Here is a 17357-nt window from a genome sequence, read left to right as displayed (position 1 = left end):
CGGGGGTAAAAACCGGGAGCCGACCCCATTCCAGCCCCCGGCACAGCGTCAGCGCCGTCCCAGGGAGGCGAACTTCCGGGCCCGTGCGGCCACGAGTTCAGGCACCGGAACAGCGGCCACCCTGCCCAATTCATATTCAATGGCACGGGCCATCCGGGTGCAGAACTCCCGCGGCTCCAGTGAGGCATCAGCACGCTCATCAACAATGTGGTCCACCAGGCCGTTGGCGTGCAGCGCGGCGACGTTCACCCCCTGCGCCTGGGCCATGGCGGGCGCGAACGCGGTGGTCCGGTGGACGATGGCGCTGGCACCCTCCGGAGGCAGCGGCGACAGCCAGCTGTGCTGGGCAGCGATGGTCCTGTCCGCGGGCAGCAGCGCCAGGGCCCCTCCCCCGGCGCCTTGGCCCAGCAGCACCGAGACCGACGGCGAACCAAGCCCGATCAGTTCGTGCAGCGAGCGGGCAATCTCCGCGGCCAGACCACCCTCCTCCGCCTCCCGGGACAGCGCCGCACCGGCAGTATCAATGACAGTGAGCAGGGGAAGCCTGAGCTCCTCTGCCAGTTTCATCCCGCGGCGGGCCTCCCGCAGCGAGCCTGGCCCCATCCCGGCACCATCCTTGCGCAGCGGGCGCGCGTGTCCCAGCACGATGCAGGACTGGGTGCCGAAGCGCGCCAGCGCCAGCAGCAGGCCCGGGTCCTTCTCGCCCTGTCCCGCCCCGTTAAGGGGGAGGGCGTCCGTGGCGCCGAACTTCAGCAGCTGGCGCAGGTCAGGGCGGCGGGGCCGCCGGGAGAGCTCGATGGAGGTCCAGGCGTCAACGGCCGCTGGCCGGATGTTCAGGGTTTCGGGCGGAGCAGGCGGCGCAGCCGCCGGATGTCCGGGAGAGAGGAGGTCCAGGGCCCGGGCCACCAAGTCGGCCAGGTCGCCGGGCTCCACCACACCGTCGATCAGCCCCTTGTGGAAAAGGTTCTCGGCGACCTGCACGTTCTCCGGGAACGCTTCGCCGTACAGGGCCTGGTACACCCGCGGCCCCAGGAAGCCCAGCAGGGCACCCGGCTCGGCAACGTTGATGTGTCCCAGCGATCCCCACGACGCCATGACGCCGCCGGTGGTGGGGTGCCGCAGGTAGACCAGATAGGGCAGCCCGGCCTGGCGGTGTGCCCGGACAGCGCCGGTAATCTTCACCATCGACAGGAACGCGAGCGTGCCTTCCTGCATGCGGGTTCCGCCGGAGGCAGGGCCGGCCAGCAGCGGCAGGCCCTCCGCGGTGGCGCGTTCGACGGCGGCAACGATCCGTTGCGCCGCAGCATGCCCAATGGAGCCGGCCAGGAAAGAGAATTCGCTGACGATCAGTGCCACCGGGCGCCCGCGGATGAGGCCGGCGCCGGTGATTACCGATTCGTCGGCGCCACTGCGCTCCCTTGCTTTGGCCAGGTCGCGGGCGTACTCCTCCGACAGCGCGGGCTGCTCCGGTTCGCTATCCCAGGAGACAAACGACCCCGGGTCCACCACCGCGTCCAGCAGTTCGGTTGCCTTCATGTGCCGTACATTCTCTGCCGTCGCCATGCTATTTGGAGCCGCCAGGCGTGGCACCCAGGCCCAGCCATTCGCGGATTGCGGCGCCGTCCTCGTTGAGCAGCGGTGGCGCGTCGTGGCCGGTCCGGGTGGTTTCGGCCGCGTCCCCGGGTGCGAAGAACCGCAGGGGCGGGCCCGGCAGGCTGATCTTTCCAAGCAGCGGATGCTGCACGTCAACCACCAGGCCCTGCGAGGCCACCTGCTCCCACGCGTACACCTCGTCCAGCGAGCGGACCTTCCCTGCCGGGATCCCGGCGTCGTTCAGTTTTTCCAGCAACTCAACAGCGCCATAGTCCGCGAACGCGCGTTCGACGGCGGCAATCACCTCATCGCGGTTCCGCACCCTTTCCGCGTTGCTGGCAAAGCCCGGGGCAGCCGGTTCCAGGCCAAAGGCCGCGGCGAAGGACTGCCAGAGCTTCTCGCTGCCGACGCTGATCTGCACGCTCCCGTCCTTGCAGTTGAACAGGCCGTAGGGGGCGATGGACGGGTGGTGGTTGCCCTGGGCCTGCGGGACTTCACCTGCGATGGTGGTCCTGGTGCCCTGGAAGGCGTGGACCCCGATCAGCGATGCCAGCAGCGAGGTCCGCACCACTTGGCCCTGCCCGGTCCTGTTCCGCTCCACCAAAGCGGCGAGGACACCAAAAGCGCCGTTCATCCCGGAAAGCAGGTCCGCGATGGGGACGCCCACGCGCTGGGGATCGTCCGGCCCCGAGCCCGTGAGGGACATGAGGCCTGCTTCCCCCTGGAGGATCTGGTCGTAGCCGCTGCGCTGGGATTCGGGCCCGTCGTGGCCAAAGCCGGTGATGGACAGGATGACCAGCCGCGGGTTGAGCTGGTGCATGGCGGCGGTGGAGAAGCCCAGCCGGTCCATGACGCCGGGCCGGAAGTTCTCGATTACCACGTCCGCGCGCTCCAGCAGCCCGCGCAGTACCGCCTGCCCGTCGCCGCTCTTCAGGTCCAGGGTGATGGACTCCTTGTTGCGGTTGCAGGACATGAAGTAGGTGGACTGGAGGTCGTCCTCCGGCCCCACGAAGGGCGGCCCCCAGCCCCGGGTGTCGTCTCCGGTCCCGGGACTCTCCACCTTGATGACGCGGGCGCCGAGATCGGCCAGCATCATCCCGGCGTGCGGACCTGCCAGTGCGCGGCTGAGGTCGACGACGAGGTGCCCGGCCAGGGGTCCTTGGGAAGATTCGGTTGTAGACATGCTGGGTTTCCTTTCTAAAGTGCGGCGTAGGTGGCTAGAGCCAGCCGGGAACCACCAGTGCCAGCCAGGCCAGGACGGGACCGGCCACGATAACGATTCCGCTGTAGCCGAGGATCCGCTTGTAGAACTGGTCCTTGTCCACACCCTCGGGCGCGTTGGCCAGCACCAGGGCGCCGTTGGTGGAGAACGGTGAGACGTCCACGATGGTGGCGGAGACCGCCAGGGCGCAGATGACGCCGACGGCACCGATCTCGCCAGTGGAGAGGAACGGCACGGCCAGCGGGATGAGTGCCGCCAGGATGGCGGTGGAGGAGGCAAAGGCGGACACCACGGCGCCGATGAAGCAGATGATGAGGGCCGCAAGGAGCGGCATTCCCATTCCGGCAACGCCGCTGGAAACGAATTCGATGGTGCCGGCTTCCTCCAGTACGCCGACGAAGGTCAGCATGCCGCAGATCAGCAGCACGGTGGACCAGCTGATCTTGTTGATGGCGCCCTTCTGGGCTGCGGGCGATACCAGGGCCAGCACGATGGCGATGGTGATGGATACGAACCCGACGTCCATCTTGAAGCCGAGGGCCACGACGGCCAGCACGATCAGGCCGGCAATGGTCACCAACTGCGGGATCCGTTCCTTGCGCTCCTTGGTGGCGGCGACGCCGTCGCCTGCGGGGTCGCGGGGGCCGTACATGCCGGAGCCGACGCCCTTGAAGGGGACGTCGCCACCGGCTGCCTTGGCGCCGACGCTGACGGCCATGCGGGCTTCGGCTGCCTGCTCCACGAAGTGCCCCACCCTGGAGGACAGGAGGTTCCTTCCACCCAGGACCATGAAGAGCACCAGGGCGATGACCAGGTTGAAGATGAAGCTGGAGAGGAAGAGTGCCGTGGGACTGAAGGCCAGGTCCGTCTTGGCAAGGATGCCGTTGACGGTGACGCCATAGACGGCAATGGGCGAGAAGCCGCCAGCCTGGGCACCGTGGATGACCATCATGCCCATCAGGAGCGGGCTGATCCTGTACTTGCCGGCGAAGCTCAAGGCGATCGGGGCGATGATGGCAACGGCCGCGGGAGACAGGGCGCCTACAGCCGTGATGACGGCGGTGATGGCGAACATGACCCAGGGAATGAGGGCAACGCGGCTGCCCACGAGTTTGACGGCACCCCGGACCAGCAGGTCGATGGTGCCGTTGTTCTGGGCGATGGCGAACAGGTAGGTGACGCCGACGATGGTCAGGAAGAGGCCGCCGGGGAAGTTGGCCAGGATTTCGTTGGTGGACATGCCAAGGACTACGGCGCCCAGCAGGAAGGCGCCCACGAACGCGAGCGCACCCATGTTCAGGGGCAGGACGGTCGCGAGCAGGAACATCACCGCCAGGATGATGATCGATAACACAGGAGCGGACATCGTTGGTCCTCCATTTTGGGGAAGCTAGGGGGAGCGAGTGTGTGACGTGAGTTACTGGCTCACTGGACTAGCCTCTTAGACAGTGAGTCTATCTGTCAATAGATGAAGGAGGTATCCTGATCCGGTACGTCCGAGGGAGGGCTTTGTGGAGAAGGCAGCACGACTGGGTCTGGAGCGGGTCTCACGTCCGCGGCTCTACGAGCAACTGGTGGAGCAGATCCTCGCCTACATCGAGTCCGCGCAGTTGAAGCCCGGCGACCTCCTGCCCGCAGAACGCGACCTCGCGGAGCGGCTCGGCGTTTCCCGCGCCACCCTGGCCCAGGCCCTGGTGGCCCTTGAAGTACTTGGCGTTATCGACGTGCAGCACGGCACCGGGGCAGTCCTGGCCAGGCGGCCCAGCGTGGCCTCCGTCATCAAAGGTCTGCGCGCCCACCAGAGCCGCCTCCCGGAAATCGTGGAAGCCCGCAGCACGCTTGAAGTGAAGCTTGCCGCCCTTGCCGCTGAACGACGGACTGACCAGGACCTGGCGGCCATCGACACCGCCCTGGACGTCATGGAAAAGGAAATCCACGACGGCGACCGCGGCACCCACGGCGATGAGCTGTTCCATCAGGCCATCACGGCCGCTGCGCACTCGTCGGTGTTGGCGCAGCTGATGGCGTTCATCGCGGAAATGATCCTGGAGACCCGGATGGAATCGCTGGGCCAGCCCGGGCGCCCCGAGCAGTCATTGGCCTCGCACCGGAAGATCGCCGAGGCCATCCGCGCCCAGGATGGCGCCTCAGCCGCGGACGCCATGCTGGCCCACATCGACCTTGTCTCTGACGTGGAGCTGCTCCGCTAGGACCGACGGCGCCCCGGCTGAAGCGCCCGTGCCGTCGCCGCATCCTTGGCCGGCCGGGACTAGAACGTGCCGCCGCTATTCGAACCGGACGTGCTGGCGACGGCCAGGCCAATGATGAGCAGCAGCCACAGTGCACCGTAGCCCAGCAGGCACAGGTAGCCCAGGACCAGGCCGCTGATGGACATGCCCCTGCCCGAAGGTTCCCGGCGGAGGGCAAGATGGCCGGTGATGATTGCGGCGACCTGCGGAAGCACCAGCCAGCCCATGATGACCGAGGCGATGCCGCAGACCATGCTGGCAATGCTCAGGGTCTTCGGCTCCGGCCTGCCGTAGTACGCCTGCTGGCCAAAGTACTGGGCCTGATCGTACTGGGCCTGGTTGTAGGGGGCCTGGTTGTACTGCGGCTGGCCGTACTGCGGGGTCCCGAACCGTCCCTGGCCATAGGATCCGCGGCCATAGTCGGGCGGCCCGTACTGTCCCTGGTTGTTCCCTGCCGGCTGCTGGTGGCCGGGCCAGGGCGAGCCATTGCCTTGGTAGTCAGGTCCCTGGGATGGCTGGTTGGTCATGGTTTCTCCCCTGCGAATCTGCCTACAGCCTACTTCAGTGCAGTACCAGGCGGATGGCCAGGAAGACCATCAGGACCCCGATCCCGGCGTCGATCCAGCGCCAGGTCTGCGGCCTGTGGAGGACACCTGCCAGCGCCCGCGCCCCGTACCCCAGGGCCGAGAACCACAGCACGCTGCCGGCGACTGCGCCGCCGGCGAAGACCCAGCGCAGGTCGGCGCCCTGCTGGTTGGCCACGCTGCCCAACAACACCACGGTGTCCAGGTAGACATGCGGGTTGAGGAAAGTCAGTGCTGCAGTGGTGGCAACCACGGAGTTCTTTGACCTGGGCGCCTGCTCCGAAAGCGCAGAGGGTTTCGCCGCCGCTGTGAAGGACCGCACCCCGAACCAAAGCAGGTAGGCCGCGCCGGCCCAGCGCAGGACCTCCAGCACTCCGGGGAACCGCGCCACCAGCGCTCCGATGCCGGCTGTCCCGCCCACTATCAGCAGGGCGTCACCGGCCATGCAGACGGCTACCACGGCCCCAATGTGCTCCCGCCTGATCCCCTGCCGCAACACGAACGCGTTCTGCGCCCCAATCGCCACTATGAGCGCGAGCCCTGTCAGCATTCCGGTAATCCCTGCGGTCCACATATCAACGACGGTAGGATCCTGCGCCATATGCAGGCAAATAAAACATTCTTCTCTTTCCTTAGAATATCTTCATGAACCTGGAACACTTGAAGGCCCTCGTCGCTGTGGTGGACGAAGGTACGTTCGAGGCAGCGGCGGATTTCCTCCGGATCACGCCGTCCGCCGTCAGCCAGCGGATCAAGGCGCTGGAAGCCTCGGTGGGGCAGGTCCTGGTGCGCCGCCGGCTGCCCTGCACCGCCACCGACGCCGGCGCCCTGCTGCTGCGGATGGCCCGCCAGGTGCAGGTATTGGAGGCGGAAACGGCCGCTGCTCTTGGCTCCGGAGCGTCCTCCCGGGCCCATCTCCCGGTGGCTGTCAATGCCGATTCGCTGGCTACCTGGTTTGTCCCCGTGCTGCAGCAGGCCGCCGGATGGGACGACTCAGCCCTCGACCTCCACGTGGAGGACCAGGGCTACAGCAGCCAGCTCCTGCGCGAGGGCGAGGTCACGGGCGCCGTCACTTCGGACCCCGTCCCGGTCAGTGGCTGCCGGGTGGAACTCCTGGGTTCCATGCGGTACATCCCGGTGGCTGCCCCCGCACTGCACCGCCGTTTTTCCACCTCAAGGGGCATCGACTGGGCGGCCATGCCGGTCCTCAGATTCAACACAAAAGATAACCTGCAGCAGCAGCTCCTTGCGGCGAAGGGCGTGGGCGAACAACCTCCCACGCATACCGTCCCGTCCTCGCAGGGATTCCTCACCGCGGTGACCGCCGGCCTGGGCTGGGGGATGATCCCGGAGCTGCAGCTCACCGACGAGCTGGAGTCCGGCGCGCTGGTCCGGCTGGAGAAAGCCGACCACCAGGACGTGGCCCTCTACTGGCAGGCCTGGACCCTCGATTCGGAGCGGCTCAACCGGGTTACTGCCGCCGTCCGCAGCGCTGCGGCAGACCGGCTGCGGGCCGGAGGTGCCCCGGAGGCTAGCGGCCCAAGTAGGGCAGGATATAGACGGCGAAAATGACGAAGGCGGCGAGCAGCGCCAGCTTTCCTCCGCTCGTGGTGCCGCGCTGATGGGCACTGCCGTTCCGGCCGTGGGCGCCGGCAGCGGCGCCGGCCCGTGATCCTGGCGGCGTCCCGGCCCGCTCTGACGCCTGCCGCCCGCCGTTCGCCGCCCTGGGGGGCAGGGCCTTGCCCGCAGGGTGCCGGGCCGCGCTTTGGCTTCGTCCTGTTCCGTCCGGACCTGCCGCCTTCCGGGGCCCGGGCTTCATGCGGGGAACTGCAGTGGAGCCTCCGGGCGGTAAAGCGTCCGGCGGGCGCACCACGGTACCCGGACGCACGTTCCGCAACGCGGTAATGCCCGGCTCCTGCTCATGCGTAAGCTGCTGGCCCAGCTGCGCATACAGCCCCACCACCTCCTGCTGGTCCAGCACTGGCGGCAGCGCCTCGATAGCGGCCACCACCCGTTGGGAGCCCGCAATGGCAACGTCCGAGTTCGTCACGCCGAACAGGTCCGGCTGCGCGGCCATGCAGATGAGCGGCCGCACCAGCCTGCGATGCGGTGGAGTCAGCACCGAGGCCACGGCAGCGCACTGGGCAAGGGCACCTTCCACGGCCTGGGTCCGCGCAAAACGGCCCTGCCACAGCACGCCGGATGCCACCCGGACCTCACCCGTCCAGTTCTTGGAATCAACCACCACCACACCGCCCGGTCCTACCAGGACGTGGTCCAGGTTCGCCTTGGGACGGCCCGGCCAGTGGACATCGTGGAGCACGTACCAGCCGCGCGGCACCAGCTCGCTGAGCTTTTCCGCCACCACTTGCTCCCCCACGGCGCCGGCGTCCCACGACTTTGTGGAGCGCTCCGTCTGGTCCAGCCGGCGTTTCAGCCTCGCAACCCGCTCGGCGGCGAGCCTGGACTGCTCCGCTGCCCCGTCTCCTGCCCCCATTGGACGTCCCCGTTTCCTTGGCGGAAATGACGACGGCGACGGCCCGCCGTCGTCCGTTCCTTTCGTTGCATCGTGGAATTTTCTTGAAATTAGCAGGGTGCCGGAGGGCAGGTATATAGGTACTTTCCGGGCCAGGTACTCAGGTGGACTACTTGTTTGGCGGCGTCATTGCGTGTCACAGGGGCCGGATTTTGGGCGGGTCGTTTTGACTCCTGCCAGGTTCTGGCATGCTGGAGCCATGGCTAGCCGCGCGGGCACAGTTGCCCAACCACAGGACCTTGTTGACATCACTGCGCTCCTTGACGCGTATTACGACATCACGCCGGACCTGGGGGACCCCGGCCAGCGCGTGGTGTTTGGCACGTCCGGACACCGCGGGTCCAGCCTCAAGGCGTCCTTCAATGAGCCGCACATCGTGGCCATCACCCAGGCGATCGTTGAGTACCGGGCAGCGCAGGGCGTCACCGGTCCGCTGTTCCTGGCGAAGGACACCCATGCCCTGAGCGAGCCGGCGCAGAACTCCGCCCTGGAGGTGCTCGCCGCCAATGGCGTCCAGGTCCTCGTCGACGCCCGTCACGGCTACACCCCTACTCCGGCACTGAGCCACGCGATCCTCACGTATAACCGGAAGGCTGCGCCCGGCGCGCCCCAGGCGGACGGCATCGTGGTGACCCCCAGCCACAACCCGCCGGCCGACGGCGGCTTCAAGTACAACCCGCCGCACGGCGGCCCGGCCGACTCGGACGCCACGGGCTGGATCGCAAACCGGGCCAACGAGCTGCTGGAAAACGGCCTGCGCGGCGTGAAGCGGATTCCGCTGGCCGAGGCCCAATCCGCGGACACCACCGGCAAGTTCGATTTCCTCTCCAGCTACGTGGATGACCTTCCGTCCGTCCTGAACCTGGACGCCATCCGGGAGGCCGGCGTCCGGATCGGGGCCGATCCCATGGGCGGAGCCTCCGTGGACTACTGGGGCGAAATCGCTGAACGCCACCACCTGGACCTCACCGTGGTGAACCCCACGGTGGACCCGCAGTGGGCCTTCATGACCCTGGACTGGGACGAGAAGATCCGCATGGACTGCTCCTCCCCGTCCGCCATGGCCTCGCTGATCCAGCGGATGTCCGACGCCGCGGCCTCCGGCCAGCCCGCCTTTGACATCGCCACCGGCAACGACGCCGACGCCGACCGGCACGGGATTGTCACCCCTGACGGGGGCCTGATGAACCCCAACCACTACCTGGCCGTGGCCATCGATTACCTCTACCGCAACCGCAGCGGCTGGAACCCAGCCTCCGTGGTGGGCAAGACCCTGGTGTCCTCCTCCATCATCGACCGCGTGGCAGAGAGCCTGGGCCGCAAGCTCGTCGAGGTCCCGGTCGGTTTCAAGTGGTTTGTGCCGGGCCTGCTCTCCGGCGAGGGCGCGTTCGGCGGCGAGGAATCCGCGGGCGCGTCCTTCAACAAGCTGGACGGCAGTGTGTGGACCACGGACAAGGACGGCATCCTGCTGGCCCTGCTGGCCTCCGAAATCACCGCGGTCACGGGCAAGTCCCCGTCCCAGCTGTACAAGGGACTGACGGACCAGTTCGGCGCCCCGGTGTATGCCCGGATCGATGCCGCCGCCACGCGTGAACAGAAGGCGAAGCTGGGCAAGCTGTCCGCTGCCGACGTCACGGCGACGTCGCTTGCGGGCGAAGAGATCACCGCCAAGCTCACCGAGGCGCCCGGCAACGGCGCAGCAATCGGCGGGCTGAAGGTGGTCACCGAGAACGCCTGGTTCGCGGCCCGGCCCTCCGGCACGGAGGACGTCTACAAGATCTACGCCGAGTCCTTCAAGGGCGAGGAACACCTGAAGCAGGTGCAGGCCGAGGCCAAGGCGCTGGTGGACAGCGTCATCGCCTAGCTTTCACCTTCGCGGCTCCAGAGCCGGAGGACGCGCCTAATGGTGTGGTCGCCGCCGGGAGCCATGTCCACCAGGGCGACGCGGTCAAGTACGACGGCGTCGCCCGGGTGGAGGCGCTTGGTGGCGGTTGGGCCGGTGCCCACCTGGTGGGAGACGTGCGGCCGGTAACCCGTGAGGGTGTGGTGCGGCGTGAGGATCCTTCCGCCAACATCCGCCACGGCCTGCACGAGCTTTTCATGCAGTTCCTGCAGGGCGGGGTGCGGTTCCACCAGGTTGACGGGGACGGACGCGTTCCGTCCAAACCCCGCGTCCTCCGCTACGGTCAGCGGGGCACCAAGTGCTGCGGTGGCCGTCCCGTCCGCCAGCCCGGCGATGCGTTCGGCGGGTTCGGCACCTGCTGGAGTGCCGGCGTCGAACCTCACGTCAAACCGCACGAGCGTGATGTGCAGCGGCCAGTCAGTCCGCGGGAAGACCTGGCCCTCGGCCACCGGTTCGACGAAGGCCACGAAAATCAGGTTCCGGATCGGCATGGCCCCAGTCTCCCACTCCCCCCGTCAGACGCCCCATCACGTCCCGCCCTTAAAACCCCAACGCCCCATCAGGAGGTGATGGGGCGTTGGGGAAAAGGGGGCAGTAGGTGATGGCGCGTCGGGAACTGTTAGACGGTGCGGACGGCCTCGTCGTAAGAGAACTTGGGCTTGGCCGCGCCCCAGGCTTCCTCTCCGGGCTGGCCGATGTTGACCACCAGGAAGCTCTTCTGGTCCCCGGCGGGGAAGAAGGCTGCGTCGATCGCGGCGAAGTCGGCGCCCGTCATGGGGCCCGCGGCGAAACCGAGCGAGCGGACGGCCAGGATGAAGTAGCCGGCCTGCAGGTGGGCATTGTTATTGCCCGTGGCTGCGGCCAGGGCCGGGTCGGCGTCGTACATGGCCTTGGGGGCGTTGTAGCCGGGGAGGAAGTCGTCCCACTTGCCGGCCCAGTCGGTGTCGTAGCTGAGGATGGCCACGAGGGGAGCGGAAGCCGTCTTTGCCTGGTTGCCGCGGGACAAGGCGTCCACAAGGGTGGCGCGGGCCTCGGCCGAGCGGACGTAGGTCACGCGCATCGGCTGGGAGTTGAACGCGGTGGGGCCGAACTTGGTGAGTTCGTAGATGGCCTGTGCCTGCTCCTCCGTCACCTCTCCGGTGAAGGAGTTGGCGGTGCGGGCCTGGGCGAAGATGGCGTCCACCGCTGCGGAATCGATAACCGCCTCATCATGGGCAATGGTCATGTGCTTACCTTTCGCTGCGCCGCCCTGCCTGCGGGGTGGCTTCTGTTGCTTTCCATAGTTGCAACTTCAACTGCTTTCCTCCTCTTCCCGTGGCGGCAGGTGACGTTGGCCACAGCGGCAGTCCTGGAAAACTTGGCGGTATTCTGGAGCGAGTCGATTTTCGCCCATTCGCGGCATCCCCCCTGAAAGGCTTTCCTTCCCATGAGCATGCTCGGAATCAAATGGAAGCTGCACGGCACCGGCAAATCCATCAAGCCCGGCCAGGTGGTGGCGCCGGATGAGCGCCTGGCCTGGCCGTTGACGATCGGCGTGGGCATGCAGCACGTGGTGGCCATGTTCGGTGCCACCTTCCTGGTGCCCATCATCACCGGGATGCCGCCGGCCACCACCCTGTTTTTCTCAGGGATCGGAACGCTGCTCTTCCTGGTGGTCACCAAGGGCCGGGTGCCCAGCTACCTGGGCTCCAGCTTTGCGTTCATCGCCCCCATCACCGCGTCACAGGCCCAGTTCGGCATCCCCGGCGCACTGGGCGGCGTGGTCCTCGCCGGTACCACGCTGGCGCTGGTGGGCGCGGTGGTGCAGAAGTTCGGCGCAGGCTGGATCAACCGGCTGATGCCGCCCATCGTCACCGGCGCCATCGTGGCCCTGATCGGCCTGAACCTTGCCCCCGCCGCCAAACAGAACTTTGACGCGGCGCCCGTCACGGCCCTGGTCACGCTGGTCACCATCATCCTGGTCAGCGTCCTGTTCCGCGGCATCCTGGGCCGATTGAGCATCCTGGTGGGCGTGGTGGTGGGCTACCTGGTGGCCATGCTCCGCGGCGAGGTGAAGTACGACAAGATGGACGCCGCAGCATGGGTGGGCCTGCCGCACTTCCAGACCCCGGAGTTCCACATCGGCGTCCTGGGTCTGTTCGTCCCCGTAGTCCTGGTGCTGGTGGCGGAGAACATTGGCCACGTGAAGTCGGTGGCCGCCATGACGGGGCAGAACCTCGACGGCGTCTCCGGGCGCGCGCTGCTGGCCGACGGCGCAGCCACCGTGCTGGCCGGCTTCGGCGGCGGATCCGGCACCACCACGTATGCAGAAAACATCGGCGTGATGGCAGCCACCAAGGTCTACTCGACGGCGGCCTACTGGGTGGCGGGCATGTTCGCCATCCTGCTCAGCTTCTCCCCGAAGTTCGGCGAACTGATCGCTACCGTCCCGGCAGGCGTGCTGGGCGGCGCGGCCACCATGCTGTACGGCATGATCGGCATCCTGGGCGTGAAGATCTGGGTGCAGAACAAGGTGAACTTCTCCAACCCGGTCAACCTGACCACGGCTGCCGTGGCCCTGATCATCGGTATCGCCGACTACACCTGGACCATCGGCGACCTGAAGTTCACCGGCATCGCCCTTGGCTCGGCCGCCGCCCTGGTGATCTACCACGGCATGAAGGCCATCGCGGAAGCACGCGGGACCGTGGCAGAACCGGAAACCGAGCCGGGAGCGCTGCCGCCCGCGGCCAAGGCCGCCATGAAGGCTGCCGCCAAGCGCGCTCCCCGGAAGCGCTAGGCGCCTCAGGCCACCCTGTCCGATCCCAGCGCCGGGTCGAGTCCCATGTCCACAGCGGATGGGACGCCGCGCCCGGAGGCATGGCCCCCGGGATGGCCGGGCGGGAAGGGACCGGGACGGCCAAGGCCGAACACCGGTTCCGGCTGCGGACGCTTAGCCATTAAGGGGCCGCCGGCCTGGTGGTGGCGCAGCCGCTTCAGCACCCATGGCACGAAGTACTGCCGCGCCCACACCAGGTCCTCGGCCCGGGCCTGCGTCCACCCGTGGGCCGGAAGCGGCCGCGGCTGGAGCGGCTTGAGCGGGTGGGCCACGCCCAGTGCGTTGAGGGTGGCCACGGCAACCGAGTGATGCCCCAGCGGGGATAGATGCAGGCGGTCGGGGTCCCACATGGCCTCGTGCTGAAGCTCCGGCAGGCACCACAGGTCAACCATGATGGCGTGGTGCCGGGCCCCTATCCTGTGCAGGTGCTCGTTGTAGATGGCGACGCGGCCCCGGATCTTTCCGAAAACCGGCGTGCTGCCCCAGTCGGGGCCGGCGTACAGCAGCACCGTGGCGCCCGTCGCGGCCAAGGTGCCCACGGCCTCGTCAATCTTTTCTGCCAGCTTGTCGGGGTCGCCATGCCGGAACACGATGTCGTTGCCGCCGCCGGACATGGCGATCAGGTCGGGTCTCAGGGCCAGGGCCGGTTCCAGCTGGGCATCGAGGATCTGCTTCAGCAGCATGCCGCGGATGGCCAGGTTGGCGTAGGCGAAGTCCGGCTGGCCGTCCGCCAGTTCCTCCGCCACCCGGTCCGCCCAGCCCCGGAGGCCGCCCAGGCTGTGCGGTTCGGGGTCGCCAATTCCTTCCATGTAGGAGTCGCCCAGGGCAACGAACCGGTGCCATGGGTGCCTGGCTACTCCTTGTTCGACGGGCCGCAGTTCCTGCTTCTCGATGGTCATGCCGTCCTCCCTTTTGCCGCTGGCGGGGGTTCCCTCCCCGCCCCGGCGTCCCTGCGGGGTGACGTTCCGGTTGGAAAGTCCCGCCCCGCCGCCGACGGCCGCGGCAGCTCCGCCACGCCGTCGTACGGTTCCTGCCGCAGTCCCGCAGGCTGCGCGGGCCCGCGGTCCATTCCACTGGGCGCAACGACGCTCAATGCCGCGTCCCGCAGGTCCACTTCGTGGTGCAGTGCCTGTGTCTGCAGGAAGCGCAGCGCGCCCTCGCGCGTGAGTCCGTATTCGTTCATGAGGCTGCGCACCGCGAGGTCCACCAGCACCAGGGAACTTTGCACGACAGCCAGACCCGCCGTCGCTTCCGCGCGCTCCGCCACGTGGAGCACAACACGCAGCGCCCGGGCAACCTGGCGTGCGTAACGCCGGCTGCTGACCAGGTCGTCGCTGGTGAACATGTGCGGGGCAGGCGCATACAGGCTGATGGCCGCGCTGGTGCCGCCCTCGGAGAGGATGGGAACGGCGAGCAGGGATTGAACGCCGTGGCCGGCGGCGATGCTGGAATATCCGGGCCAGCGGCGGTCCAGGCCCAGGTCGGACACCAGGACGAACTCTCCGCTGCGAACCGCCTCCATGACCGGTCCATCGGAAAACGAGCACTGCTCCCGGTCCGCCTCGCGCGCCTGCTCGGTGCTGGCCGCCAGCGCGTGTCCTTTACCCAACCGGAAGAGGGTGGCAGCCCAGCCGATGCCACGCCGCTGGCCCCCAATGTCCACCATCAGGTCATGGGTGACTTCCCCGAGGTAGGTTTCAACGTCTTTACTGTCGAAAACCGGCTCCGGGGTAACTGGAAGCGGTCCCCAGCCAACCTGCCCGGTGGGATCAGCGGCCATGTTCCAGCCTTGCTATCAGAGCTCCGGCCCACTGCAAAACCTTTGCTCCAAGCATACGGCCGGTGGGCGGCTTGAAGGTGGACACCGGGAAAACAAGGGGGTTTTGGCAGCTTAGGGAGGAGCGGCGCGCCGGTGTCCCTTCCACCGGCATCGCTGCGCAGTAGCATCGGGAGAGGGAACGCCGAATACTCCCTGCCCGCCTGGGTACCTGTCCCTGGGCAAGGGGGTCTTGAAGCATCCATGCCAGCACGGAAACGAGCAACGGAAAGAGGAGCTAATGCGGGAGCCGGGCACCAGCGAACACACTTCGGAAGCGGATGCAGACGCAGTAAATGGGGAAGTGGACGCGGGTGCTGCGGAGCAAGCCACGGAACTGGACGCGGGTGCTGCGGAGCAGGCCACGGAACTGGACGCGGGTGCTGCGGAGCAGGCCACGGAACTGGACGCGGGTGCTGCGGAGCAGGCCACGGAACTGGACGTCAATTTCGACGAGCAATTCTTCGCGGCCCGGCCCAAAGCACTGCGGCCCATCGCACGGCGGCGCCAGTTCGTAGGCAGCAAGCCGTCCTTCGAATTCGACGGGCGGAACGCCGCGTACGTGGAGTGGCTCCGCAACCAGGCCATGCTGGGGGACGCGAACACGCTGGCGCGGCAGCTGTCCGGACAGGCCAGCATGTGGCAGAACTCGTACGCGCACCCCAACCCGCGTGCCGCCGTCGAACGCGCTTCCGTCTGGTTCACCGCCTATCCCCTGTCCTTCATCACGCCGACCGGCCAGTCATTCCTCTCCGCCCTGGGCGACCCCGAAATGTGGAAGGCCTTCCGTGAAATCGGCATCCGCGGAATCCACACCGGCCCCGTGAAGCTTGCCGGCGGCATCAGCGGCTGGTCGCACACGCCCAGCGTGGACGGGCACTTCGACCGCATCAGCATGGCGATCGACCCGGTCTTCGGCACGGAAGACGAGTTCCGCCGCATGTGCGAGGTTGCCGCCGAGCATGACGGCACCGTTATCGATGACATTGTCCCCGGCCACACCGGCAAGGGCGCGGACTTCCGCCTGGCCGAAATGAACTTCCGGGACTACCCCGGGATCTACCACATGGTGGATATTCCGGAAGAGGACTGGCACCTTTTGCCGGATGTTCCCGAGGGTGCCGATTCAGTCAACCTCAGCCCGGACTCGGAGCAGGCGCTGCAGAAGGCCGGCTACATCATCGGGCGGCTGCAGCGCGTCATCTTCTACGAACCCGGGGTCAAGGAAACCAACTGGAGCGTCACCCGCCCCATCGTGGACACCACCGGCAAGACCCGCCGCTGGGTCTACCTGCACTACTTCAAGGCCGGCCAGCCCTCCATCAACTGGCTGGACCCCACCTTCGCAGGAATGCGCCTGGTGGTGGGCGATGCCCTGCACTCGCTGGTGGACCTGGGCACCGGGGCGCTGCGCCTGGACGCCAACGGCTTCCTGGGGGTGGAAAAGAGCGCCGAGGAGCAGCCCGGCTGGTCCGAAGGGCACCCGCTCTCCGAGGCCGCCAACCAGCTCATCGGTTCCATGATCCGCAAGGTGGGCGGATTCTCCTTCCAGGAGCTGAACCTGACCATTGACGACATCAAGGCAACCTCGGATTCCGGGCCGGACCTCTCCTACGACTTCATCACCCGCCCGGCGTACCACTACTCGCTGGTCACCGCGGATACCGAATTCCTGCGGCTGACCCTGCGGCTGTCCCTGGAAATCGGCGTCGACCAGGCCTCGCTGGTGCATGCCCTGCAGAACCATGACGAGCTCACCTACGAACTCCTGCACTTCGCCGCCGGGCACCGGGACGAAATGTTCGAGCTTAACGGCGAGGAACTCACCGGAGCCCAGCTTGCAGAGCAGATCCAGCAGACCCTCCGGGACCGGCTGACCGGCGAGAACGGGCCCTACAACGCCGTCTTCACCACCAACGGCATTGCCTGCACCACGGTCAGCTTCATCATGGCCGCGCTGGGAATCAAGGACCCGGCGGACATCACCCCGGAGCAGGAAACGCAGATCAGGGACGTCCACCTGCTCCTGGCCATGTACAACGCCCTGCAGCCCGGCGTCTTCGCCCTCTCCGGCTGGGACCTCACAGGCATCCTGGCCCTGGACCGGAGCAGCGTCCGCGAACTCACCTCCCAGGGTGATACGCGCTGGATCAACCGCGGCGCCCACGACCTCATGGGAACCAGCCCGGACGCCACCACCTCCTCGGCAGGGATGCCCCGGGCACGCAGCCTCTACGGGCCGCTGCCGGAACAGCTGAAGGACCCGGACTCGTTCGCCAGGCGGCTGCAGCGGATCCTTGCCGTTCGTGAAGACAACGGGATTGCCACCGGCACCCTGCTCGACGTTCCGGACGTCTCAAACCGGGGCGCACTGGTGCTGGTCAACCGGCTCAAGGACGGAGCCCTTCAGGTCACGGCACTGAACTTCTCCGGCCAGGACATCGCCGGCAGCATCCAGTCCAACGAACTGCCGTCAGGCGCCAACGTCCAGGACCTGTTCAGCGGCGAGACCGTGGGGCAGGTGGACGACCTGCACAGCTTCTTCCTGGAACTGCCGGCCTACGGCGGAACGGCACTGATCCTGACCGAGGCGCCGGAGCCCGACGCGGAAGCCTAGGTTCCCCGGGTGGCGCCGG

Annotated in this window: 15 protein-coding genes; 5 read left to right on the top strand and 10 right to left on the bottom strand. The window is 67.4% G+C overall.

What is annotated here, in order from left to right; genetic code table 11:
* Nucleotides 1–48: 48 nt before the first annotated feature.
* The 3 genes from J2X98_RS05810 to J2X98_RS05800 are packed head-to-tail and all read right to left on the bottom strand — an operon-like array spanning nt 49 to nt 4181.
* The gene (locus J2X98_RS05810; RefSeq protein WP_307305369.1) at nt 49–1563 is read right to left on the bottom strand and encodes a carboxyl transferase domain-containing protein; all 1515 of its coding nucleotides are present in this window, start codon (nt 1561–1563) and stop codon (nt 49–51) included.
* Between the two features lies 1 nt (nt 1564).
* On the bottom strand, nt 1565–2776 hold the full coding sequence (locus J2X98_RS05805; RefSeq protein WP_307305366.1) for a CaiB/BaiF CoA transferase family protein: 1212 nt from the start codon (nt 2774–2776) through the stop codon (nt 1565–1567).
* 34 nt (nt 2777–2810) lie between these two features.
* Nucleotides 2811–4181, bottom strand: coding sequence for an SLC13 family permease (locus J2X98_RS05800; RefSeq protein WP_141944519.1), 1371 nt, complete (start codon nt 4179–4181; stop codon nt 2811–2813).
* 145 nt (nt 4182–4326) lie between these two features.
* Between J2X98_RS05800 and J2X98_RS05795 the strand changes: the two genes are divergently transcribed.
* Nucleotides 4327–5025 carry a FadR/GntR family transcriptional regulator gene (locus tag J2X98_RS05795; RefSeq protein WP_307305363.1) on the top strand — a complete coding sequence of 233 codons (699 nt, stop codon included), beginning with the start codon at nt 4327–4329 and terminating at the stop codon, nt 5023–5025.
* 59 nt (nt 5026–5084) lie between these two features.
* On the opposite strand, the gene J2X98_RS05790 is transcribed toward J2X98_RS05795, so the two are convergent.
* Both J2X98_RS05790 and J2X98_RS05785 read right to left on the bottom strand, forming a co-directional pair.
* Entirely contained in the window at nt 5085–5591 is a 507-nt protein-coding gene (locus tag J2X98_RS05790) for a DUF4190 domain-containing protein (protein WP_307305360.1), read from the bottom strand.
* Between the two features lie 34 nt (nt 5592–5625).
* A complete protein-coding gene (locus tag J2X98_RS05785) occupies nt 5626–6222 on the bottom strand; it encodes a LysE/ArgO family amino acid transporter (protein ID WP_307305358.1) in 597 nt (198 codons plus the stop codon).
* Between the two features lie 71 nt (nt 6223–6293).
* Here J2X98_RS05785 and J2X98_RS05780 point away from each other — a divergent pair, with 71 nt between their 5' ends.
* Nucleotides 6294–7220, top strand: a complete 927-nt coding sequence (locus J2X98_RS05780) for a LysR family transcriptional regulator ArgP (RefSeq protein WP_307305356.1) — start codon at nt 6294–6296, stop codon at nt 7218–7220.
* Here the strand turns inward: J2X98_RS05780 and J2X98_RS05775 are convergent.
* The gene (locus tag J2X98_RS05775; RefSeq protein ID WP_307305352.1) at nt 7180–8145 is read right to left on the bottom strand and encodes a nuclease-related domain-containing protein; all 966 of its coding nucleotides are present in this window, start codon (nt 8143–8145) and stop codon (nt 7180–7182) included. The two genes, J2X98_RS05780 and J2X98_RS05775, sit on opposite strands and share 41 nt — an antisense overlap.
* A 238-nt stretch (nt 8146–8383) precedes the next feature.
* Here J2X98_RS05775 and pgm point away from each other — a divergent pair, with 238 nt between their 5' ends.
* Entirely contained in the window at nt 8384–10048 is a 1665-nt protein-coding gene (gene pgm / locus J2X98_RS05770) for a phosphoglucomutase (alpha-D-glucose-1,6-bisphosphate-dependent) (protein WP_141944529.1), read from the top strand.
* On the opposite strand, the gene J2X98_RS05765 is transcribed toward pgm, so the two are convergent.
* Both J2X98_RS05765 and J2X98_RS05760 read right to left on the bottom strand, forming a co-directional pair.
* Nucleotides 10045–10578, bottom strand: a complete 534-nt coding sequence (locus J2X98_RS05765) for a 2'-5' RNA ligase family protein (RefSeq protein WP_307305346.1) — start codon at nt 10576–10578, stop codon at nt 10045–10047. The two genes, pgm and J2X98_RS05765, sit on opposite strands and share 4 nt — an antisense overlap.
* Nucleotides 10579–10706: 128 nt before the next feature.
* A complete protein-coding gene (locus tag J2X98_RS05760; protein WP_141944532.1) occupies nt 10707–11312 on the bottom strand; it encodes a malonic semialdehyde reductase in 606 nt (201 codons plus the stop codon).
* A gap of 201 nt (nt 11313–11513) precedes the next feature.
* Here J2X98_RS05760 and J2X98_RS05755 point away from each other — a divergent pair, with 201 nt between their 5' ends.
* A complete protein-coding gene (locus tag J2X98_RS05755) occupies nt 11514–12866 on the top strand; it encodes a uracil-xanthine permease family protein (RefSeq protein WP_307305343.1) in 1353 nt (450 codons plus the stop codon).
* 5 nt (nt 12867–12871) lie between these two features.
* On the opposite strand, the gene J2X98_RS05750 is transcribed toward J2X98_RS05755, so the two are convergent.
* Entirely contained in the window at nt 12872–13804 is a 933-nt protein-coding gene (locus tag J2X98_RS05750) for an SGNH/GDSL hydrolase family protein (RefSeq protein ID WP_307305341.1), read from the bottom strand.
* The gene (locus J2X98_RS05745; protein ID WP_307305338.1) at nt 13801–14685 is read right to left on the bottom strand and encodes a GAF domain-containing protein; all 885 of its coding nucleotides are present in this window, start codon (nt 14683–14685) and stop codon (nt 13801–13803) included. The genes J2X98_RS05750 and J2X98_RS05745 overlap by 4 nt, the downstream gene beginning before the upstream one ends.
* Before the next feature lie 277 nt (nt 14686–14962).
* Here J2X98_RS05745 and treS point away from each other — a divergent pair, with 277 nt between their 5' ends.
* A complete protein-coding gene (treS, locus tag J2X98_RS05740) occupies nt 14963–17338 on the top strand; it encodes a maltose alpha-D-glucosyltransferase (RefSeq protein WP_307305335.1) in 2376 nt (791 codons plus the stop codon).
* Nucleotides 17339–17357 lie beyond the last annotated feature (19 nt).

Origin of the sequence: Pseudarthrobacter enclensis (assembly GCF_030811655.1) — a bacterium.
Classification (GTDB): Bacteria; Actinomycetota; Actinomycetes; order Actinomycetales; family Micrococcaceae; genus Arthrobacter; species Arthrobacter enclensis_A.
This window is presented reverse-complemented; position numbering and strand designations above follow the sequence as displayed.

Bases quoted from the DNA above. Each gene is read 5' to 3' on its own strand.
- J2X98_RS05750 (WP_307305341.1), bottom strand. From the start codon at position 13,804: ATGACCATCGAGAAGCAGGAACTGCGGCCCGTCGAACAAGGAGTAGCC.
- J2X98_RS05790 (WP_307305360.1), bottom strand. From the start codon at position 5,591: ATGACCAACCAGCCATCCCAGGGACCTGACTACCAAGGCAATGGCTCG.
- treS (WP_307305335.1), top strand. From the start codon at position 14,963: ATGCGGGAGCCGGGCACCAGCGAACACACTTCGGAAGCGGATGCAGAC.
- pgm (WP_141944529.1), top strand. From the start codon at position 8,384: ATGGCTAGCCGCGCGGGCACAGTTGCCCAACCACAGGACCTTGTTGAC.
- J2X98_RS05765 (WP_307305346.1), bottom strand. From the start codon at position 10,578: ATGCCGATCCGGAACCTGATTTTCGTGGCCTTCGTCGAACCGGTGGCC.
- J2X98_RS05745 (WP_307305338.1), bottom strand. From the start codon at position 14,685: ATGGCCGCTGATCCCACCGGGCAGGTTGGCTGGGGACCGCTTCCAGTT.
- J2X98_RS05780 (WP_307305356.1), top strand. From the start codon at position 6,294: ATGAACCTGGAACACTTGAAGGCCCTCGTCGCTGTGGTGGACGAAGGT.
- J2X98_RS05810 (WP_307305369.1), bottom strand. From the start codon at position 1,563: ATGGCGACGGCAGAGAATGTACGGCACATGAAGGCAACCGAACTGCTG.
- J2X98_RS05805 (WP_307305366.1), bottom strand. From the start codon at position 2,776: ATGTCTACAACCGAATCTTCCCAAGGACCCCTGGCCGGGCACCTCGTC.
- J2X98_RS05775 (WP_307305352.1), bottom strand. From the start codon at position 8,145: ATGGGGGCAGGAGACGGGGCAGCGGAGCAGTCCAGGCTCGCCGCCGAG.
- J2X98_RS05800 (WP_141944519.1), bottom strand. From the start codon at position 4,181: ATGTCCGCTCCTGTGTTATCGATCATCATCCTGGCGGTGATGTTCCTG.
- J2X98_RS05755 (WP_307305343.1), top strand. From the start codon at position 11,514: ATGAGCATGCTCGGAATCAAATGGAAGCTGCACGGCACCGGCAAATCC.
- J2X98_RS05785 (WP_307305358.1), bottom strand. From the start codon at position 6,222: ATGTGGACCGCAGGGATTACCGGAATGCTGACAGGGCTCGCGCTCATA.
- J2X98_RS05760 (WP_141944532.1), bottom strand. From the start codon at position 11,312: ATGACCATTGCCCATGATGAGGCGGTTATCGATTCCGCAGCGGTGGAC.